The sequence below is a fragment of the Streptomyces sp. NPDC049970 genome, from assembly GCF_040660235.1.
GTDB lineage: Bacteria > Actinomycetota > Actinomycetes > Streptomycetales > Streptomycetaceae > Streptomyces.
In genome coordinates, this window is the sequence record NZ_JBFALP010000001.1 from 489,363 (window position 1) to 510,193 (window position 20,831).

General features: G+C 71.2%; 14 protein-coding genes. 10 read left to right on the plus strand and 4 right to left on the minus strand.

Annotation, left to right across the window (positions count from 1 at the left end; all coding sequences use genetic code 11):
- Window positions 1-5: 5 nt before the first annotated feature.
- From AB0I83_RS02115 to AB0I83_RS02125, 3 genes are read right to left on the minus strand one after another with little or no spacing between them, the layout of a single operon-like run.
- A complete protein-coding gene (locus AB0I83_RS02115; protein WP_363303437.1) occupies window positions 6-941 on the minus strand; it encodes a carbohydrate ABC transporter permease in 936 nt (311 codons plus the stop codon).
- Between the two features lie 5 nt (window positions 942-946).
- Window positions 947-1,963, minus strand: coding sequence for an ABC transporter permease subunit (locus tag AB0I83_RS02120; RefSeq protein WP_363303251.1), 1,017 nt, complete (start codon window positions 1,961-1,963; stop codon window positions 947-949).
- Between the two features lies 1 nt (window position 1,964).
- Window positions 1,965-3,638 carry an extracellular solute-binding protein gene (locus AB0I83_RS02125; protein WP_363303252.1) on the minus strand — a complete coding sequence of 558 codons (1,674 nt, stop codon included), beginning with the start codon at window positions 3,636-3,638 and terminating at the stop codon, window positions 1,965-1,967.
- A 377-nt stretch (window positions 3,639-4,015) separates the two neighbouring features.
- Between AB0I83_RS02125 and AB0I83_RS02130 the strand changes: the two genes are divergently transcribed.
- From AB0I83_RS02130 to AB0I83_RS02175, 10 genes are all read left to right on the plus strand, one after another.
- On the plus strand, window positions 4,016-6,940 hold the full coding sequence (locus AB0I83_RS02130) for a glycoside hydrolase family 3 C-terminal domain-containing protein (RefSeq protein WP_363303253.1): 2,925 nt from the start codon (window positions 4,016-4,018) through the stop codon (window positions 6,938-6,940).
- Entirely contained in the window at window positions 6,937-9,204 is a 2,268-nt protein-coding gene (gene yicI / locus AB0I83_RS02135; protein WP_363303254.1) for an alpha-xylosidase, read from the plus strand. The genes AB0I83_RS02130 and yicI overlap by 4 nt, the downstream gene beginning before the upstream one ends.
- A 429-nt stretch (window positions 9,205-9,633) precedes the next feature.
- Window positions 9,634-11,166, plus strand: a complete 1,533-nt coding sequence (locus AB0I83_RS02140; RefSeq protein WP_363303255.1) for an aldehyde dehydrogenase family protein — start codon at window positions 9,634-9,636, stop codon at window positions 11,164-11,166.
- A gap of 102 nt (window positions 11,167-11,268) precedes the next feature.
- Window positions 11,269-12,840, plus strand: coding sequence for a GMC oxidoreductase (locus AB0I83_RS02145; RefSeq protein WP_363303256.1), 1,572 nt, complete (start codon window positions 11,269-11,271; stop codon window positions 12,838-12,840).
- Window positions 12,837-13,910: a glycine betaine/L-proline ABC transporter ATP-binding protein gene (locus AB0I83_RS02150; RefSeq protein ID WP_363303257.1), complete on the plus strand. Its 1,074-nt coding sequence runs from the start codon at window positions 12,837-12,839 to the stop codon at window positions 13,908-13,910. Before AB0I83_RS02145 ends, AB0I83_RS02150 begins: the two co-directional genes overlap by 4 nt.
- On the plus strand, window positions 13,910-15,892 hold the full coding sequence (locus AB0I83_RS02155; protein WP_363303258.1) for an ABC transporter permease subunit: 1,983 nt from the start codon (window positions 13,910-13,912) through the stop codon (window positions 15,890-15,892). Before AB0I83_RS02150 ends, AB0I83_RS02155 begins: the two co-directional genes overlap by 1 nt.
- A 1-nt stretch (window position 15,893) precedes the next feature.
- Entirely contained in the window at window positions 15,894-16,883 is a 990-nt protein-coding gene (locus tag AB0I83_RS02160; protein WP_356530413.1) for an ABC transporter substrate-binding protein, read from the plus strand.
- A 139-nt stretch (window positions 16,884-17,022) separates the two neighbouring features.
- The gene (locus tag AB0I83_RS02165; protein WP_363303259.1) at window positions 17,023-17,586 is read left to right on the plus strand and encodes a PadR family transcriptional regulator; all 564 of its coding nucleotides are present in this window, start codon (window positions 17,023-17,025) and stop codon (window positions 17,584-17,586) included.
- Window positions 17,583-18,323, plus strand: a complete 741-nt coding sequence (locus tag AB0I83_RS02170; protein WP_363303260.1) for an ABC transporter ATP-binding protein — start codon at window positions 17,583-17,585, stop codon at window positions 18,321-18,323. The genes AB0I83_RS02165 and AB0I83_RS02170 overlap by 4 nt, the downstream gene beginning before the upstream one ends.
- A complete protein-coding gene (locus AB0I83_RS02175) occupies window positions 18,313-19,644 on the plus strand; it encodes an FtsX-like permease family protein (RefSeq protein ID WP_363303261.1) in 1,332 nt (443 codons plus the stop codon). The genes AB0I83_RS02170 and AB0I83_RS02175 overlap by 11 nt, the downstream gene beginning before the upstream one ends.
- Here AB0I83_RS02175 and AB0I83_RS02180 read toward each other — a convergent pair.
- Window positions 19,637-20,830, minus strand: coding sequence for a low temperature requirement protein A (locus AB0I83_RS02180; RefSeq protein WP_363303262.1), 1,194 nt, complete (start codon window positions 20,828-20,830; stop codon window positions 19,637-19,639). The two genes, AB0I83_RS02175 and AB0I83_RS02180, sit on opposite strands and share 8 nt — an antisense overlap.
- Between the last annotated feature and the right edge of the window lies 1 nt (window position 20,831).

A 20,831-nucleotide genomic window follows, 5' to 3' on the forward strand; every position in this document is an offset into this window, starting at 1 on the left:
GGGGGTCAGCCCTTGACGGCGCCGGTGAGCATGCCCTGCCTGAAGTGCTTCTGGACGAACGGTGACAGGACCGCGACCGGGATCAGGGCCAGCACCATGACCGCCATCTGGATCGCCAGCGGCGACAGATGGCCCGTGTTGATGACCTGGGCGAGGCCGGTGGGCCGCTCCTGCTTGAGCACGAGCTGGTTCATCACGTTCTGCAACGGCAGCATCTCGGGGTCGCTGATGTAGATGGAGGCGTTGAACCAGGCGCTCCAGTACCCGACCGCGTAGAAGAGCGTGATCACGGCGATGACCGCACGGGACAGCGGCATGACGATCTGCCACAGGATGCGGAAGTCGCCCGCCCCGTCGATGCGCGCGCTCTCCACGAGCTCCTGGGCGGTGCTCATGAAGAAGGCGCGCAGCACCAGGATGTTGAAGACGTTCAGCGCGCTCGGCAGGATCAGCGCCAGATAGGAGTCGGTGAGGCCAAGCCCCTGGACCACCAGGTAGGTCGGGATGAGGCCGGCGCCGAAGAACATCGTGGCGAGCATGAAGACCAGCAGCGGCCGGTGAAGTACCGACCCGGTACGAGAGAGGCCGTAGGCGCACATGATCGACACGGCCATGCTGAAGAGCGTCCCGGCAAGGGTCACGCAGATGCTGACCAGTGTCGCGCGGGTGACCTGGCCACCGCCCAGGAGCTCCTGGTAGGCGACGAACGTGACGCCGCGCGGGATCACGACCAGGCCACCGGCTTCGGTGATCGTCCTCACCGAGGACAGGCTGGTGACGACCACGACCCAGAGCGGGAAGAGGACGCCGAGGCACACCAGGACGAGGATCACGCCCTTGGAGGCCAGCCCCGCCTTCGACGGCTCCTCCTCCCACACGGGACGCAGGCGGCCGCGGGTTCCCGGCTTCGCCCCGGCCCAGCCGGTCACGCCGGAGAGCAGGCTGCTCACTTCTTGTACACCCCCTGCTCGCCCATGAGATGGGCGACCTTGTTGGCCCCGAGGACCAGCAGCAGACCGAAGACTCCCTTGACGATGCCGACCGCCGCCGCGTAGCTGAACCCGCCGTTGGTGATGCCGACGTTCCAGACGTAGGTGTCGAGCACCTCCGAGGCGCCCGGGCCGACGGCCGTGCGCTGGAGGAGGATCTGCTCGAAGCCGACCGTCAGCGCGTTGCCCACCTGGAGCACCAGTAGCAGGGCGACGACGGGGCGGAGGGCGGGCAGCGTGATGTGCCACATCCGGCGCCACCGGTTCGCGCCGTCCATGGCGCTCGCCTCGTACAGGTCCGGGCTGACCGAGGCCAGCGCGGCGAGGAAGACGATGACGCCCCAGCCGGCGTCCTTCCAGATCATCTCGAAGGTGATCAGGAACTTGAACAGCCCCGGATCGGTCATGAGGTCGAAGCCCTCGTGGCCGTGGTCGCGAAGCGTCTGCGCGATGAGCCCGGCCCCGCCGAACATCTGCTGGAACACGGTGACGACCAGGACCCAGGAGAAGAAGTGCGGCAGGTAGAGGATGGCCTGGGCCACCGCCCGCACCCGGGGGCGCACGAAGCTGTTGACGAACAGCGCGAGGAGGATCGGCACCGGGAAGAACAGTGTCAGTTGCAGAAGGAAGATCACCAGTGTGTTCCGCAGCGCCGACCAGAACAACCGGTCGTCCGCCATCTGCTGGAACCACTCGAAACCCACCCAAGGGCTCTGCGTGATCGCCTGGAACGCGTTGTCCGCGACGTACGGGTCGTAGTCCTGGAAGGCGACGACGTTGCCCGCGAGCGGGATGTAGGCGAAGACCAGCAGCAGCACCATCGCCGGCAGGGTCATCAGGAGCAGCGTGCGGTCCCGGCGCAGCCGGTGCCGCAGCGGCATGCCCTTGGTGTGGAGCGGGCCGCCCGGCGCCCGTGTCTCGACCGGCGGCGTCCGTGAATCCCGCGCGCGCCGGTCCTCTGTGCTCAGTGACATGTCAGGAGGCCGACCCACCGGTCTCGTCGAGCAGCTTCTCGTACCAGTCGCGGAGCCTGTCGCCGCCCTTGGTCCTCCAGTCCGAGACCTGCTGCTGCATGTCTCCGACCTTCTTGCGGCCGCGCACGATGTCCTTCTCCAGGTCCTCGAACTGCGCGTTGAGCTCGGTGTAGCGGGTGGGCTCCTGGATCTGCATGCCGAAGAACAGGGGCTTCCTCAGATGCGCCCCCTGGCGCTGCTGCCACTCGATGACGCCCTTCGCCACATCGGGGTGGTCGGGGTAGGCCCGGAAGGGAGCGGAGGTCGCGATGTACTCGTAGGTGGCGAAGACCTGGTTGTTGCCCTGTTCCGTCTTGACGAGGACGCCGTCCTTGAGGGTGTGGTGCGTACCCTCCAGGCCGTACGCCTTCAGACGCTGCTCCTTGGTGCCGTAGGGGGCGGCGGTGTAGTTCGCCAGCGCGAGGACGTCCTCGACGGTCCCGCGGTCCGCGTCCTTGTTGACGAAGCACCAGATGTTGGAGGGCGAGGCCTCGTAGATGACGGGGTCGCCGCCGTCGTGGGCGAAGAAGTCCATCGCGCCCATCCGGAAGTCCGGCTTGTCCAGCCGCTGGACCGTGGTCGCGGCGTACCAGTCCGAGATGTCGGCGTTGTACATCAGGACGTTTCCGGAGGAGAAGGAGGTGCGCATGTCACCCGTCTCGGCCTTGGCGTCCGGGTGCACGAAGCCGGCCGAGTAGAGCGAGCGGGACCACTCCAGCGCCTCGAGGTACTCGTCGGTCTCGTAGCGGTTGACCAGCTTGCCGTCGACGAGCTGCCAGTAGTAGGGCTTCTCGGGCAGCACCCCGAAGAAGACGTACGCCGACCACGTCATGTCGCCGCACGCCCACACCTTGCTCCTGGGGGAGTTGATCTCCTTGCAGAGGTCGTAGAACTCCTGCGTGGTGGTCGGGACCTCGTAGCCCTTCTCCTCGAAGACGTCCGCGCGGTAGAAGGGGGTGATGTTCGGTGTGGCCTCGGCGGGCATGGGCAGGCCGCGCAGCTTGCCCGCGAAGACGGCGCGCTGCCAGGCGCCCGTGGGGATGGCCGCGAGGTTCGGGTACGCCTTGACCTTGTCCCCCGAGAGGTAGGGGCCGAGGTCGGCGAACTTGTTGGCGACGGCGCTCGGTATCTTGCCGCCCAGTTCCCACCCGGGGACGACGACGGCGTCCGGGATGTTGCTGGAGGCGAGCACCGCGCCGAGCTTCTGGCCGTAGACGTTGCCGTCCTGGTTCTGCCACTTGACCTTGACGCCGACGGCCTCGTCCATCGCCGTCCAGTACGGGTTGCCCTCACCCGGCGAGGTGCCCCACAGCGGTGCCATGATGCTCAACTCGCCGCCCCTGCCGAGCTTCTTGGGCACCGACACCGCCAGCTGCGCGGCCGGGAGCGCGGTGGTGAAGCCGACCGCCGAGCCGTTCCTGCTCGGGATGTCCGGGGTGACCGCCTTGGAGGGGACGAAGGTCGGGAGGATGCCCTTGAGCTTCTTGCCCGTGGTCGTGCCCTCGTTCTTCGAGCCGCCGCCACCGCCGCCGCAGGCGGTGAGGAGCGGCATCCCGCCGCCCACGGCTGCCGCGACGACCGCGGTGGAGGCGAGGAACCGTCTCCGGCTCGGAGCGGAGGGGGAGTTCGGCGTCATTGCGTCAACCCTTCGTGGTGCACCAGGGCGATCCGGTGGCGAGTGCCGTCCGGTTCCTGTGTCTGAGGCAGGGGCGTAACCGACCGCGCCGGCGGAGGTGCGCCGGCCGAGACGAAGCGGGTCAACCATGAGGCGTCGAAGCGCTTCGATGTTGCAGCGAGGTTAAGTGAAGCGGTCGGGCCGCACAAGAGTCGGATTCCAGATTCCTCCGACCTGTGTCCCAACCGTTCCCCGCGCAGTGGTGGGCTCGGTGTCCGTAATGCTCAGGACTCACCCTTGACACCTGCGACTTGTGCGTCGAGCATCGAAGCGCTTCGAAGATCCTTCGAAACGCCTCGCTTTCGCGATACCTCCCACCTTTCCGAGGGGCCCCGCACGTGACGGACCATCCGCTTCCCTTCCGCGACCCGCAACTGCCCTTCGCCACGCGCGTCGACGATCTGCTCGGACGGCTGACGCTCGACGAGCGCGTCGCGATGCTGCACCAGTTCGCCCCCGCGGTGGAACGGCTGGGCCTCGGCCCGTTCCGTACCGGGCAGGAGGCACTGCACGGCGTCGCCTGGATGGGGCCGGCCACCGTGTTCCCGCAGGCCGTCGGCCTCGGGGCCACCTGGAACGAGGACCTGGTCCGCCGGGTCGGCGAGGCGGTCGGCGACGAGGTCCGCGCCAAGCGGGCCACGGACGACCGGGTCGGCCTCAACGTCTGGGCCCCGACAGTGAACCTGCTGCGGCACCCGCTGTGGGGCCGCGGCGAGGAGGGGTACTCCGAGGACCCGGCCCTCACCTCCGCCGTGGCCGTCGCCTACACGCGGGGGCTGCGCGGCGACCACCCCCGGTACTGGCGCACGGCCCCCGTCCTCAAGCACTGGCTCGCGCACAACAACGAGACCGACCGCGACACGGCCTCCTCCTCCGTGCGCCCCCGCGTCCTGCACGAGTACGACCTGCGGGCCTTCCGCGACGCGGTACGCGCGGGCGCGGTCGCCGGGGTCATGCCGGCCTACAACCTGGTCAACGGCCGCCCCAACCACGTCTCCCCGTATCTGGAGCGGTATCTGCGCGGCTGGACTGACCAGCCGCTCGTGGTCTGCTCCGACGCCGGCGCGCCCTCCAACCTGGTCGATTCCGAGCACTACTTCGACACCCACGAGGAGGCCACCGCTGCCTCCCTCAAGGCGGGTGTGGACAGCTTCACCGACCACGGCCAGCACTCCGCGGTCATGATCGGCCGCATCCGGGGGGCACTGGACAAGGGGCTGATCGACGCGAGCGACATCGACACGGCGGTCCGCCGACTGCTCACCATGCGCTTCGCGCTCGGCGAGTTCGACCCCGGGCTCGATCCGTACGCCGAGGTGGACGGACCGGACACCGCCGAGCACCGCGCGCTCGCCCTCGAAGCCGCCGAGCAGGCCGTCGTCCTGCTCAGGAACGACGGCCTCCTGCCCCTCGAACCGAAGCCGGGCCGGACCGTCGCGGTGGTCGGACTTCTCGCCGACGCCTGCAAGCTCGACTGGTACAGCGGCACGCTCATGCACCGCTCGACGCCGCTCGACGGAATCCGTGAACGCTACGGCGCCGAGAACGTCCTCTTCGCGGACGGCGTGGACCGGGTCCGGCTGAAGTGCTCCGAGGGCTGGCTCCAGGTGCCCGCGGCCGACGGCGCGACCGACGGTGAGGCGCGCGCCGCCGGTGGAGCCCTCGATCCCGCGCTCCTCGCCGGACGCACCGACCTGCCCCCGCTGACGTGTGGTCAGGAGGCCACCGAACTGGCCCTGACGGACTGGGGCGACGGCGTCCTCACCTTCCGTACGGAGGAAGGGCTGTACCTCTCGGTCGCCGACGACGGCCGTGTCAGGGCGTCCGCGGACGAGCCCGGCGGCTGGGTCGTCCAGGAGACGTTCCGCAGGGAGGCGGTGGAGGGGCACGAGGACGGACACCGCCTTCTGCACATCGGGACCGGTGGGTACGTGTCCGTCGCCGCCGACGGCGCGAAGGTTGCCGTCGCGGGCGAGAAGATTTCCGCCGCGGACGCCACGGTCTTCGTGACGGAGACCGTGCAGCGGGGCGAGGACGCCGTGGCACGAGCCGCGGCGGCGGCCGACACCGTCGTCGTCGTGGCCGGCAACGACCCCCACATCAACGGCCGCGAGACCGAGGACCGCACCACCCTCGCCCTCCCCGCCCAGCAGGACCGGCTGTGGCGCGCGGCCCACGCGGCCAACCCGCGCACCGTGCTCGTCCTCACCTCCGCGTACCCCTACGCCGTCACGGACGCGGCGGAGCGGCTCCCGGCCCTCCTGTGGACCGCTCACGGCGGCCAGGCGGCGGGCGCTGCCCTCGCCCGGATCCTGTCGGGGGACGTCTCACCGGCCGGCCGCCTCCCGCAGACCTGGTACGCGAGCGACGACGACCTGCCCGGCCTGTTCGACTACGACGTCATCGGCTCCCGGCAGACGTACCTGTACTTCGACGGGACCCCGCTGTACCCGTTCGGACACGGTCTCGGATACGCAGACTTCACCTACTCCGCGCTGCGGACCGAGGTGGACGGCGACCGGCTGGGCGTGTCGCTGACCGTCACCAACGACGGCGCGACCGCGGCCGACGAGGTCGCCCAGGTCTACGTCCGTGCGGCCGCGCCCGCAGAGACCGCGCCCTCGCCCGAGGGCCCGGGACGCCGGCCCGAGGCCTCGGACCTGCCGCTGCGCAAACTGGTCGCCCACCGCCGGATCAGTCTCGCGCCCGGCGCGGCGGAACGTGTCGAATTCGACGTACCCGTGGCGGAGTTGGGTCACTGGAGCGTGGCGCACGGCCGGTGGACCGTCGAGCCCGGTGCGTACGAGATCCTCACGGGCGCGTCCAGCGCCGACATCCGGCTCACCGCCACGGCGCTGGTCGACGGCGAACCGCTGGGCCCGCGCCCGGTGGCGGCGCGCGGTCTCGATGCCGTCGACTACGACCGGCAGGAGGACACGGAGATCGTCGACCGCACGAAGACCGAGGGCGACGCCGTGGCACCCGCCTCCGCGGACAGGGAGGGGAGCCTCGTCTACCTGGCGTGCGACTTCGGTCAGGGCGTGGACGGACTGGCCTTCCTGGCCTCGGGGGAGGGCGGCATCACCGTGAGCGCGGGCGGACAGAGCACGCTTCTCCGGTTCCCGGACACGGGCGGACCGTACGCGTACCGCACCTTCGAGGCCGCACTCGCCCTCCGCGGAGTGCATGAGCTGCGTATCGGCCTCGCGGGCTCCGTGCGCCTCGCCCGCATCGACGTCGTCCCCGGCAAGGAGTCCGCATGAGGTTCACCGACGGCTTCTGGCTGATGCGTGAGGGCGTCCGCGCCTCCTACGCCACCGAGGTCCGCGATCTGCGCGTCGAGGCCGACCGGTTCACCGCGTACGCGGCGGTCAAGCGGGTCGAAGCCCGCGGCGACACGCTCAACACGCCCCTGATCACGGTCGAATGCTTCTCGCCGGCCGAGGGTGTCATCGGCGTGCGCGCCACCCACCACGCGGGAAAGGCCCGGCGCGGACCGGACTTCACCATCCTGCCGGGCGACCCGGCCGCGCCCGCGCCACGCACCCGCCGGGACGGCGCCGCCACAGAACTCACCAGCGGTCCGCTGACGCTGCGGATGGACGGCGACGGGCCCTGGGGCATCAGCTTCCTGGACGCCGGGGGGCGCCGTCTCACCGGCGCCGAGCCGAAGGGGACGGCGTTCGCCACCACGGCGGACGGCGTCCACCACATGATCGCCCGACTCGGCCTGGACGTCGGGGAGAACGTCTACGGGCTCGGCGAGCGCTTCACCCCGTACGTGAGGAACGGTCAGACCGTCGACATCTGGCAGGCCGACGGCGGCACCAGCAGTGAACTCGCCTACAAGAACGTCCCGTTCTACCTCTCCTCGCGTGGCTACGGCGTCTTCGTCAACCACCCCGGCAAGGTCTCCTTCGAGATCGGCTCGGAGTCCGTCGGGCAGGTGCAGTTCAGTGTCGAGGACCAGTCGCTGGAGTACTACGTCGTCGCGGGTCCCACGCCGAAGGACGTCCTGGCGCGCTACACGGCGCTGACCGGGCGCCCCGCGCTGCCGCCGGCCTGGTCGTTCGGCCTCTGGCTGACCACGTCCTTCTGCACGTCCTACGACGAGGAGACCGTCACCTCCTTCGTCGACGGAATGGCCGAACGCGGCATCCCGCTCAGCGTCTTCCACTTCGACTGCTTCTGGATGCGCGAGTACCAGTGGTCCGACTTCCTCTGGGACCCCGAGGTCTTCCCCGACCCGGAGGGGATGCTGGCCCGGCTCAAGGCGCGCGGACTGCGGATCAGCATGTGGATCAATCCGTACATCGCCCAGAAGTCGGCCCTCTTCGCGGAGGGCGCCGAGCACGGCTACCTGGTGCGGCGGGCCAACGGCGACGTCTGGCAGTGGGACCTCTGGCAGCCGGGGATGGCCCTGGTCGACTTCACCGACCCGGCCGCCCGTGCCTGGTACGGCGACAAGCTCCGCGTCCTGCTCGACCAGGGGGTCGACTGCTTCAAGACCGACTTCGGGGAGCGCATCCCCACCGACGTCGTCTGGCACGACGGCTCCGACCCGGAGCGCATGCACAACTACTACGCGCAGACCTACAACCGAACCGTCTTCGAACTCCTGGAGAAGGAGCGCGGCACGGGGGAGGCCGTGCTCTTCGCCCGGTCCGCGACGGCGGGCGGCCAGCAGTTCCCCGTCCACTGGGGCGGCGACTGCTTCGCCTCGTTCACGGCGATGGCGGAGTCGCTGCGCGGCGGGCTGTCCCTGTCCCTGTCCGGCTTCGGCTTCTGGAGCCACGACATCGGCGGCTTCGAGGGCACCCCGGACCCTGCGGTCTTCAAGCGCTGGCTCGCCTTCGGCCTGCTCTCCTCGCACAGCCGGCTGCACGGCAACGTGTCCTACCGGGTGCCGTGGGAGTTCGGCGAGGAGGCCGTGGACGTGGCACGGAAGTTCACACTGCTCAAGCACCGGCTCATGCCCTACCTCTACGCGGCTGCCGCCGAGGCGCACCGCACGGGCGTGCCGATGATGCGCCCCATGCTGCTGGAGTTCCCCGCCGACCCCGCCTCCCGCACCCTGGACCGCCAGTACATGCTCGGCCCCGACCTGCTGGTCGCGCCGGTCTTCTCGTCGGACGGAGCGGTCGAGTACTACGTCCCCGAGGGGACCTGGACCTCGCTGCTCACCGGCGAGCGTGTCACCGGTCCCGCCTGGCGTCAGGAGACCCACGGCTTCGACAGCCTGCCCCTGCTGGTCAGGGACGGGGCCGTCCTGCCCTGGGGTGCCGACGACCAGCGGCCGGACGCCGACTGGCTGCACGGACTCACCCTGCGGGTGTTCGGCCCCGCGGCCGGTGACCGCACCGTCACCGTGCCGGACGCCACCGGAGGCACGGCGGCGGTGTTCCGCGTCGTACGGGACGAGGCCGGTGTGCGCGTCACGGCCGACGGGACCGACCTGGCGTACCGCGTGAGCGTGGAGGAGTCCGGTGCGACGGGGGAGGGGACGGGGACGGTGACCGTCGGCTGAGCCGGCGGAACGACCTGGCGCGGCCCCGTGCGTACGTACGCGCGGGGCCGCCCTGCGTGGGTGCGCCCCTCCCCGGTGCTCGATCCCGTCGGGCGGCTGCCGCGTCGGGGCGTCGCGGGATCCGGCCGTGGGCCCCCGGCGGCGTGCCTGCGCCGATCGGACCCGCCGATCCTGCCCGCAGCCGGGGTGGGTGCGGCCCGGCGCGCGGTCGCCAGGGGCTCCGGTACTTCGCCCGTCGAGTGCCCGCTGCCCCGTAAACGCGTCCGCAGGCAGTGAGTCATATCACCCAGGGTGAATTTCTCGGCATACATTCCGCCGGACCGGAGAGGTGTCCGGGCTGCTGGTGTGCCCCATCCCGGTCCACCGGCACGCGACAGTGCTCGGCCGGACCGGTGCGGAGCAATTCAGGCACGGAAGGCATATCGCTACATGTCGGCTCACCTCTCGTCGGTCCCTCCGGCGGCGGCCCAGGAGACCATCCACATCGACGGCACCTGGCGCGCCGCCGTCTCGGGCGCCACGCGCGAGATCCTGGACCCCGCCGACGCCACCGTCCTGACCCTCGTCTCCGAGGGCGGCACCGCTGACACCGACGCGGCCGTGGCGGCCGCCCGCCGCGCCTTCGACGACGGCCCCTGGCCGCACAGGCCGGTCGCCGCGCGCGCCGGACTGCTGCGCCGGGTCGCCGACCTCCTCCAGCGGGACCGGGAGGAGATCGCGATCACCGAGAGCCGCGACACCGGCAAGACCCTGGAGGAGGGCCGTGTCGACGTCGACGACGTGACCAACGCCTTCCGCTACTTCGCCGACCTCGTCATGAACGAGAGCGGCGGAAGGGTCGTCGACGCGGGCGACCCCGACGTGCACAGCATCGTCGTACACGAGCCGGTCGGCGTCTGCGCCCTCATCGCTCCGTGGAACTACCCGCTTCTCCAGGCCAGTTGGAAGATCGCCCCCGCCCTCGCGGCGGGCAACACCTTCGTGCTCAAGCCCAGTGAGGTCACCCCGCTCTCCACCGTCCACCTGATCCGGCTGCTCGCGGAGGCCGGACTGCCCGACGGCGCCGCCAACCTCGTCACCGGCGCGGGCGACCCCGTCGGCGCCCGGCTCTCCGAGCACCCGGACGTGGACCTGGTCTCCTTCACCGGCGGACTCGCCAGCGGTACGAAGGTGGCGCAGGCCGCGGCGCCCACGGTCAAGAAGGTCGCCCTGGAGCTCGGCGGCAAGAACCCCAACGTGGTCTTCGCCGACGCGTGCGGCACCGACGAGGCCTTCGACACCGCCGTCGACCAGGCGCTGAACGCCGCGTTCTTCCACAGCGGCCAGGTCTGCTCCGCCGGTGCCCGGCTCATCATCGAGGAGTCCGTCCGCGACCGCTTCGTCACCGAACTCGCCCGCCGCGCCGACGCCATCCGGCTCGGCCGGGGCACCGTGGACGGCGTCGAATGCGGTCCGCTGGTCTCCGCGCAGCAGCTCGCCAAGGTCGAGGCGTACGTGGCGTCCGCCCGTGAGGAGGGCGCCGTCGTCCGCTCCGGAGGAGCCCGCCCCGAACCTTCGGACATCCGGCCCGCCGACGGCTACTTCTACCGCCCGACCGTCCTGGACGGCTGCCACCGGGAGATGAGGGTCGTCCGCGAGGAGACCTTCGGCCCGATCCTCACCGTCGAGACCTTCCGTACCGAGGAAGAAGCCGTCACCCTGGCCAACGACACCGACTACGGGCTGGCCGGCGCCGTCTGGACCACCGACGCGGGCCGGGCCCGGCGCGTCGCAGGCCGGCTGCGGCACGGCACCGTCTGGATCAACGACTACCACCCCTACCTCCCGCAGGCCGAGTGGGGCGGCTTCGGCAAGTCCGGCACGGGCCGTGAGCTCGGCCCCACGGGGCTCGCCGAGTACCGCGAGTCCAAGCACATCTACCAGAACCTCAACCCGCGCCCGCAGCGCTGGTTCGCCGGCTGAGCACGACGACGACCCGCCCCGGCGGGCCGCACGCGACGGCCCGCCCGGCTTTTTCGGCAGCACCACGCACACGCAAGCACCTTGCAGAAGGAGCAGTGACCGATGCCCCCGCACCCCAGCACAGCCCGCCCAGAACCCGTCGACTACGTGATCGTCGGAGGAGGCACCGCCGGCTCGGTCATCGCCTCCCGGCTCACCGAGGACCCCGACGTCACCGTCACCGTGATCGAGGGCGGGCCGACGGACATCGACCGTGAGGACGTCCTCACACTCCGCCGCTGGCTCGGCCTGCTCGGTGGCGACCTCGACTACGACTACCCCACCACGGAACAGCCACGCGGCAACTCCCACATCAGGCACAGCCGGGCCCGGGTGCTCGGAGGCTGCTCCTCGCACAACACCCTGATCAGCTTCAGGCCGCTGCCCGGAGACTGGGACGAGTGGGCCGAGTCCGGAGCCGACGGCTGGGACGCCGCCTCCATGGACCCCTACTTCGCCCGGCTGCGCAACAACATCGTGCCCGTCGACGAGAAGGACCGGAACGCCATCGCCCGCGACTTCGTCGACGCCGCGCAGGCGGCGGCCGAGGTGCCGCGGGTGGAGAGCTTCAACCAGCAGCCGTTCCACGAGGGCGCCGGCTTCTTCGACCTGGCTTACCACCCGGAGAACAACAAGCGTTCCTCCGCCTCCGTCGCCTACCTCCACCCGCACATCGAGGCCGGTGACCGCCCCAACCTCTCGATCCTGCTGGAGGCATGGGCGTACCGGCTGGAGTTCGACGGCAACCGGGCCACCGGCGTGCACGTGCGCACGAAGGACGGCGACGAGCTGCTGCTGCGCGCCACCCGTGAAGTGATCGTCTGCGCCGGCGCGGTGGACACACCCCGGCTGCTGATGCACTCGGGCGTCGGGCCGGCGAAGGACCTTGCCGCGCTCGGCATCCCCGTCGTCCACGACGCACCCGGTGTCGGCGAGAACCTGCTGGACCACCCGGAGTCGGTCATCGTCTGGGAGACCGACGGACCAATCCCGGAGAACTCCGCGATGGACTCCGACGCGGGCCTCTTCGTGCGCCGGGACCCCGAATCACGCGGCCCCGACCTGATGTTCCACTTCTACCAGATCCCCTTCACCGACAACCCGGAGCGCCTCGGCTACGAACGGCCTGAGCACGGTGTGTCGATGACCCCGAACATCCCCAAGCCGCGCAGCCGCGGCCGGCTGTACCTCACCAGTGCCGACCCCGAGGTCAAACCGGCCCTGGACTTCCGCTACTTCACCGACGAGGACGACTACGACGGCCGCACCCTCGTCGACGGCATCAAGCTCGCCCGGGAGATAGCGAGGACCGAACCCCTCGCCCACTGGCTCAAGCGCGAGGTGTGCCCGGGACCCGAGGTCACGTCCGACGAGGACATCAGCGAGTACGCCCGCAAGGTCGCGCACACCGTCTACCACCCGGCCGGCACCTGCCGCATGGGCGCCGAGGGCGACCCCGCGGCCGTCGTCGACCCGCGACTGCGCATCCAGGGCCTGGAGGGGATCCGGATCGCAGACGCGTCGGTCTTCCCCACCATGCCCGCCGTGAACCCCATGATCGGCGTGCTGATGGTGGGCGAGAAGTGCGCCGAGCTGCTCCGAGCGACCCCGACCACCGGAGGCGATGTCCGATGACCGAAGCCAGTACCCCCGTGTCCAGTACCCCCGTGTTCAGCGTCAAGGACCTCTGGAAGGTCTTCGGCCCCAAGGCCGACCGCATACCCGGCAGCGAGCACGCCGGCCTGCCGCCCGCCGAACTGCGCGAGCGCACCGGCTGCACCGCCGCCGTGCGCGACGTCTCCTTCGACGTCAACAAGGGCGAGGTCTTCGTCGTCATGGGCCTCTCCGGCTCGGGCAAGTCCACGCTCGTGCGCTGTCTGACCCGTCTCATCGAGCCCACCAGCGGCAGCGTCGCCATCGACGGCGAGGACGTCCTCGCCATGGACGCCACCCGGCTGCGCGAACTGCGCCGCCACCGGGCCGCGATGGTCTTCCAGCACTTCGGACTGCTGCCGCACCGCACCGTCCTCGACAATGTCGCCTACGGCCTGGAGATCCAGGGTCTCGGCAAGGCCGAGCGGCGCGCCAAGGCCGCCGAACTCGTCGAGAAGGTCGGCCTCGCCGGACTCGAGGACCGCCGCCCCGCCCAGCTCTCCGGCGGTCAGCAGCAGCGTGTCGGGCTCGCCCGCGCGCTCGCCGTCGACCCGTCCGTACTCCTCTTCGACGAGCCGTTCAGCGCCCTCGACCCGCTGATCCGCCGCGAGATGCAGGACGAGGTCGTCCGGCTGCACCGCGAGGAGGACCGCACGATGGTCTTCATCACCCACGACCTCGGCGAGGCGCTCCGGCTCGGGACCCGCATCGCGCTGATGCGTGACGGCGGCATCGTCCAGCTCGGCACCCCCGAGGAGATCGTGGGCTCGCCCGCCGACGACTACGTACGCGAGTTCGTCCGCGACGTACCGCGCGAGCAGGTCCTCACCGTCGCCTCCGCCATGCGCCCGCCGGCCGCCGGAGAGGGCGAGAACGGCCCGGCCGTCCGCCCGGGGGCAACCGTCTCCGAGGCGATCGAGGCGGTCTCCCGCTCCGGTGAACCCGTCGCGCGGGTCATGGAGGGCGGCAGGCTGCTCGGAGTCGTCGACCGGGCCTGTCTGCTCGGTGTCGTCGCCGGGACGGGCGCGGTAGCCCGTGAGGTGACCGTCTGATGGCCACCGCCCAGGCGACCACACGCACCGCCGACGGCCCCCCGGGCAGCGGCCCGCTCGCCGCACTGCGCGGCAGGCCCGCCCTCGGCAAGATCCTCCTGCTGCTGGTCATCGCCGCCGTCGCCGTACCCCTCGTGCACGCACGCTGGGGCGGTGGTGTCTGGCCCGACGCGCTGACCGTCGATCTGACCGGACCCCTCGGCGAGGTCAACGACTGGATCATCGGCAACCGCGACAGCCACCCGCTGTTCCTCTACTTCTTCGGCCACATCAGCAACGCCGTCGTCCTCTCGGTGCGGGGTGTCTACCTGGCACTGCTCGCCCTCGGCTGGGCCGGCGTCACCGCGGTCGCCGCGCTCGTCGCCTGGCGGACCGCCGGATGGCGCCTCGCGGCGACCGCAGGGGTGTCCTTCCTCGTCTGCGGGCTGCTCGGCATGTGGGTGCCGACCATGCAGACCCTCGCCCTGATGATCGTCGCGGTGCTGGCCTCCGTGGTCCTCGGCCTGGTCCTCGGACTCGCGGGCGGGCTGTCCGACCGTACGTTCCGCATCCTGCGCCCCGTGCTGGACACCATGCAGGTGCTGCCCGCCTTCGCCTACCTGCTGCCCGTCGTGCTGGTGTTCGGCATCGGCGTGCCCGGCGCGGTCCTCGCGACCGTCGTCTACGCGGCTCCGCCGATGGCCCGGCTCACCGCGCTCGGACTGCGCGGTGCCGACGCCGGCGTGATGGAGGCGGTCGCCTCGCTCGGCGCGACCGGCCGCCAGCGCCTGCTGACCGCCCGGCTGCCGCTGGCCCGCAAGGAACTGCTCCTCGGGCTCAACCAGACCATCATGATGGCGCTCTCCATGGCCGTCATCGCCTCCGTCATCGGCGCCGGCGGTCTCGGCGACCGCGTCTACCAGGCACTGTCCTCCGTCGACGTCGGCGCCGCGCTCGCCGCGGGCATCCCCATCGTGCTGCTCGCCGTCGTGCTGGACCGCACGACCGAGGCGGCCGGCCGGAGGATCGGTGCCGAACCGACCGGTCCCGCCGCCCTGCGAGGGGTGCGCGGCTGGGGGGTCGCCGCCCTGATCGCCGCGGCCGTCGCCGTGGTCGGACGCTTCACCGGCGGCCGCATCTGGCCCGAGGGCGGCATCGTCGCCATCGCGGGCCCGGTCAACACCGCCAAGGACTGGATGGTCGACCACCTCTACACCGGAATCCCCGTCGTCGGCGGAACCGCCGACTGGGCCGCGCACTTCACCAGCTGGATCCTCAACCCGCTGCGCGGCGGACTCCAGGGACTGCCCTGGTGGTCCGTGCTGCTGATCGTCGCCGCCCTCGCCTGGACCATCGGCACCTGGCGCACCGCGCTGACCGCCGTGCTCGCCATGGCCGCCATCGGCGTACTCGGCGTGTGGGACCTGTCGATGGACACGCTCAGCCAGGTCGTCGCAGCCGTCGCCGTCACCCTGGTCCTCGGCTTCGGCATCGCCGTCGGCGCCGCGCGCAGCACGCGCTTCGAACGGCTGCTGCGCCCCGTGCTCGACGTCTTCCAGACCATGCCGCAGTTCGTCTACCTCATCCCGGTCGTCGCCCTCTTCGGCGTCGGCCGCGCCCCCGCCGCCGCGGCGGCCGTCGTCTACGCACTGCCCGCCGTCGTCCGCATCACCACCCAGGGCCTGCGGGGCGTCGACCCCGCCGCGATGGAGTGCGCCCGCTCGCTCGGCGCCACCAGCGGCCAGCAGCTGCGCCAGGTCCAGATCCCCCTGGCCCGGCCCGCGCTGCTGCTCGCCGTCAACCAGGGTGTCGTCCTGGTCCTCGCGGTCGTCATCATCGGCGGACTCGTCGGCTCCGGCGCGCTGGGCTACGAGGTCGTGTTCGGCCTCGCGCAGGGCGACCTGGCCACCGGCCTCGTCGCGGGCGCCGCCATCGTCTGCCTGGGACTGATGCTGGACCGGGTCACCCAGCCCACCGCCCGCCGCCAGCGGAAGGAGAGCTGACATGGCTCGAACCCGTACACGTAGCCGCGCCCGTCTCCGTACGTCCGCGACCGTCGCCTCCGCGGCCGCCCTGCTGGCCGTCACCGGCTGCGGCGCGGCCGACATGACCAAGCAGGCGAGCCCGTTCGCGGCCCCCGCCGACATCAAGACCGTCACCCTCTCCGTCCAGTCCTGGGTCGGCGCCCAGTCCAACGTGGCCGTCGCCCAGAAGCTCCTGGAGGACGAGCTGGGCTACCGGGTCGACCTCGTGCAGACCGACGAGGTGCCCGCCTGGGACGCCCTCAGCCAGGGCCGCGTCGACGCCATCCTGGAGGACTGGGGCCACCCCGACCAGGAGAAGCTCTACGTCAAGGACAAGAAGACCATCGTCCCCGGCGGCGACCTCGGCGTCACCGGACACATCGGCTGGTACGTCCCCAAGTACTGGGCGGACGAGCACCCGGACGTCACCGACTGGAAGAACCTCGACAAGTACGCCGACGAGCTGCGCACCGCGGAGAGCGGCGACAAGGGCCAGCTGATGGACGGTTCGCCGTCCTACGTCACCAACGACAAGGCGCTGGTGAAGAACCTCGGCCTGGACTACAAGGTCGTCTTCGCCGGCTCCGAGGCCGCGCAGATCACGCAGATGCAGCAGTTCGCCAAGGAGAAGAAGCCCTTCCTCAGCTACTGGTACCAGCCACAGTGGCTGTTCAACGAGGTGCCGATGGTCGAGGTGAAGCTTCCGGAGTACTCCGACGCCTGTGCGGCCAAGGCTCCGGAGGACATCGACTGCGCGTACCCGAAGACCCCGCTCCAGAAGTACCTGAACGCGGGCTTCTCCGAGCGCGGAGGGGACGCGGCCGCCTTCCTGAAGAAGTTCCGCTGGTCGGAGAAGGACCAGAACGAGGTCTCCGAGCTGATCGCCTCCGAGCGGCTGTCGCCCGACGAGGCGGCCGGGCGCTGGATCGAGGAGAACCCGGACGTCTGGAAGAAGTGGCTGGACCGGTGACCTGATCCGGATCTCCTCCCCGGCCCCCTGTCAGCCGCCGCGGCACCTGCTGCGGCGGCTGACGCGCGTCCAGGGCGAGTCCGGGGACATCGGCGGTGACTATTCACTCAGTACATATATTGCGTATATGGTCACGCCCATGAGTACCCGTCATGTCCTCCTGGGTCTGCTCGCGGCCGGGCCCTGTCACGGCTACGACCTCAAGCGGCAGTACGACGCACGCTTCCCCCAGGCTCGCCCGCTCGCCTACGGGCAGGTCTACACGACGCTCCAACGCCTCGTGCGGGACGGCCTGGCCGCGGTCGAGGGCACCGACTCCGACGGCGGCCCGGAGCGCACCCTCTACGGTTCCACGGACGAGGGAGCGCGCGAACTGGCCCGGTGGGCAGGCGAGATCACCCCTCCGGCCCCCTTCGTGACGAACGAGATCTTCGCCAAGGTCGTGGTCTCGATCCTCGTCGCGGCCGCCGCAGCGAAGACCGGACAGGGCGGGCCGGACGCCGCAGCGCACCTGAGGGCGCAGCGCGCCGCCCACATGGAGCGGATGCGTGAGCTCACCGCACTCAAGGCCGCGCCGGGCGCCGATCTCAGCACGGTGCTCTCGGCCGACTACGCACTTGTCCATCTCGACGCCGATCTGCGGTGGATGACCACCACCACGGCCCGCATCGACACCCTGACCGCGGAGGTACACGCAGCATGAGCCCATCGGAACAACAGCTCTTCCCGGGGGAGACCGCGCTGATCACGGCACGCGGTCTGAAGAAGGCGTACGGACGGACCGATGCGCTACGCGGTGCCTCGCTCGATCTCCACGCGGGCGAGATCCTCGCCGTCACCGGCATGAGCGGCAGCGGCAAGTCCACCCTCCTGCACTGCCTGGCCGGGATCATCCGCCCCGACGACGGCTCCGTCACCTACGGGGGTGAACGGATCGACCGGGCGTCCGAGGAGCGGCTCGGCGAACTGCGGCGCACCGACTTCGGGGTGGTCTTCCAGTTCGGGCAGCTGATCCCCGAGCTCACCGCGCTCGATAACGTGGCGCTGCCCCTGCTGCTCGCGGGGGCCCGTCGCGGCCCGGCGCAGCAGAAGGCGGGGGAGTGGTTGGAGCGTTTCGGTGTCCGGGGCCAGGTGGACCTGCGTCCCGGTGAGATGAGCGGCGGCCAGAGCCAACGCGTCGCGCTGGCACGCGCCTTGGTCACCGGGCCCAAGGCGGTCTTCGCGGACGAGCCGACCGGGGCGCTGGACTCGCTCGCCGGGGAACAGATGATGACCGCCCTGGTGCACACCGCGAGGGAGGCCGGTACGGCGGTGCTGCTGATCACGCACGACGCCCGTACCGCGGCCTACGCGGACCGTGAGGTGTGGCTGCGCGACGGAGTCGTCGACCCCGGTGCGGACTCCGTCACCGTCCAGGAGGCGGTACGCCATGAGGGCTGACATCCGCATGGCCTGGACCCTCACCCGCGGTTCCGGACGCCGTGAAGGGTGGCGGATCGCGCTCACCGCGCTGGGCGCCCTGGCCGCGACGGGATTCGCCCTCGCGGCGGTGGCGGTCGCCGCCGTCCGGGGCCAGGTGTCCATCCCGTCCGCGCACGGCCTGCTGAACCAGCCCGGTGAGCGCGCGGGAGTGGTGCTCACGCTCGTGCTCCTGCTGGTCCCCGGGCTGGGCTTCCTCGGACAGTGCACCCGCATCGGCGCCGTGCACCGCCACCATCGGATGGCGGCGATGCGGCTCACCGGGGCGACTCCCGCACAGGTACGGAGGATCGCGGCGGTGGAGGCCGCGTTCCCCTCCCTGCCCGGCTCGGTGGTCGGCTGCGCCCTCTTCGCCGTACTCCTCGCGGCCGCAGGGCACACACCGCCTCCCCTGGCCTGGGCGGGTTTCACGGCGGTCGTCCTCGCCGTCCCGGTGGCCGCGGCCCTGGTCGGCGTCCTCGCCCTGCGGCGTGTGGTCGCGTCGCCGCTCGACGAGGTGCGCCGCGCGGGCCCGGAGCGGGGCCCACGGGCGGTGTTCGGGTTCCTGGCCGCGGGTGCGCTGATCTCCGCGGTGGGAATGCTCCTGATCGGCCCCACCAGCGTCCGCGCCGCGACATTTCCCGTGCTGGTGGTGGCCCTGGTGTTCCTGACCGGGGCGGGGGTCATCTGGGCGGCCGGCGCGTCCGCCGCGTACCTGGGCCGGCGGCTCACCCGCCGGGCGCGGCAGCCCGCGGTCCTCATCGCCGCGGGGCGCCTCGCGCACGACCCCTGGGCGGCTGCGCGGACGCATGCGGCACTGCTGTTGGTCACCGTGGTCGGAGTCGCCTTCGTCGGCGTGCGGGGGGTCATGCTCGAGAGGCTCCACGACAGCGGGACCCTGCTGGAAGACCTGGCGTTCTACACCACCGGCATCGACCTCGCGGGAACCGCCGTGCTGGTCGCCCTGGCGATCAGCCTGTGCGGACTCGCCGTGGGGACCGCCGAGTCGCTGGCGACCCGCCGCAGGGGCCTGGCAGCCCAGGCCGCGGCGGGGGTGCCGCGCACCGTCCTGGCCAGGGCGGCGATCCTGGAGACGGCGCTCCCCCTGGCGCCGGCGCTCCTGCTCGCGGGCATCGGAGGCACTGCGGTGTACGTCGTGTACGCCCGGGTCGCTGGCACAGGCGTACCGCTGGCGCCGCTCCTCGTCCCCCTGGTCGTCTACGCGGCGTGTCTGCTCGCCGCGGCGACAGCCCTGCCGCTCCTGCACCGCGCGGCGCACCCCGCCGAACTCCGGTTCACGTAGCGTTCTTCGCGGGATCCGCCCCGCCCTGCGCACGCGTCGCCACCACCAGCGTGGCCGCGACCAGGGCGGCGGACAGGAGGCCGGTGGCGAGGACAGGGCCGGAGGTGAACGTCACGGCCAGGACGGCGAGGACGGCCGCCGGGTTGATGAGGTCGTTGCGGCTGCGCAGCTCGTCCGCCCGGTGGTGCAGCAGCCACACCAGGGTGATGAACACGGCCACCGGCACGGTGAACGTGGCCGCCGCGACGTGGTCGGAGAGGTGACCGTGACCGGTGGAGTGGGCGACGTTCACCGCCAGCCCGGCGCCGACCGCGGCGGCCGAGGCGAAGACGGCGTAGTGGCCGTAGCCCCAGAGGATCGCCGACCTGAGGCTGGTGAGCCTGCGCGGGGCGTTCTGCGCGAAGTACAGCCACCACAGGGCGAAGACGGTCAGTACGCCGCCGATGACGAGGGCCGCGATGTCGCCGGGCGTCGTCTCGCCGTCCAAGGCGGTACGCACGGCTGCGGTGGCCGCCGTCATGGTCTCGCCTAGGACGATTAGGGTGAACAGGCCGTACCGCTCGGCGATGTGGTGCGGGTGCCAGGTGGTCATGGTCGTGTTCTCGGCCCAGACGGGGACGGCGATCTCGGCCAGGACCAGGACTGCGAACGTTGGCAGCCCCCAGTCGTCGGGCACGGCCAGGCGGGCCACCCAGCCGGCCTGCACGACCAGGATGCCGGCCGCGTACCGCAGGCAGGAACGCCGTCGTTCGGGGTCGGAGCGGGCGGCGCGCAGCCACTGGGTGACCATGGCCAGCCGCATGACGACGTAGCCCCAGGTGATGACGGTGAAGTCCTCGTGCCGGAGCGCCTCGGCCGCGCCCGCAGCCACGACCAGTGCTCCCGTGATCTGGACCAGCGTGAGCAGCCGGTACGGGACGTCGTCGGTGTCGTACGCGGATGCGAACCAGGTGAAGTTCATCCAGGCCCACCAGATCGCGAAGAACACCATCGCGTAGCCGAGGACCGCGTGCCCGACGTTCCCCTCGGCGAGTTCGTGCTCGAAGGCGGCCGACGTCTGGGCGACGGCGGTGACGAAGCAGAGGTCGAAGAACAGCTCGAGAGCGGTCGCCGTCCGGTGCGACTCGCTGGCGAGACGGGCGACCATCGGCCGGTGCCATGCGTCGGCGGAGTGTGACTGGCTCATG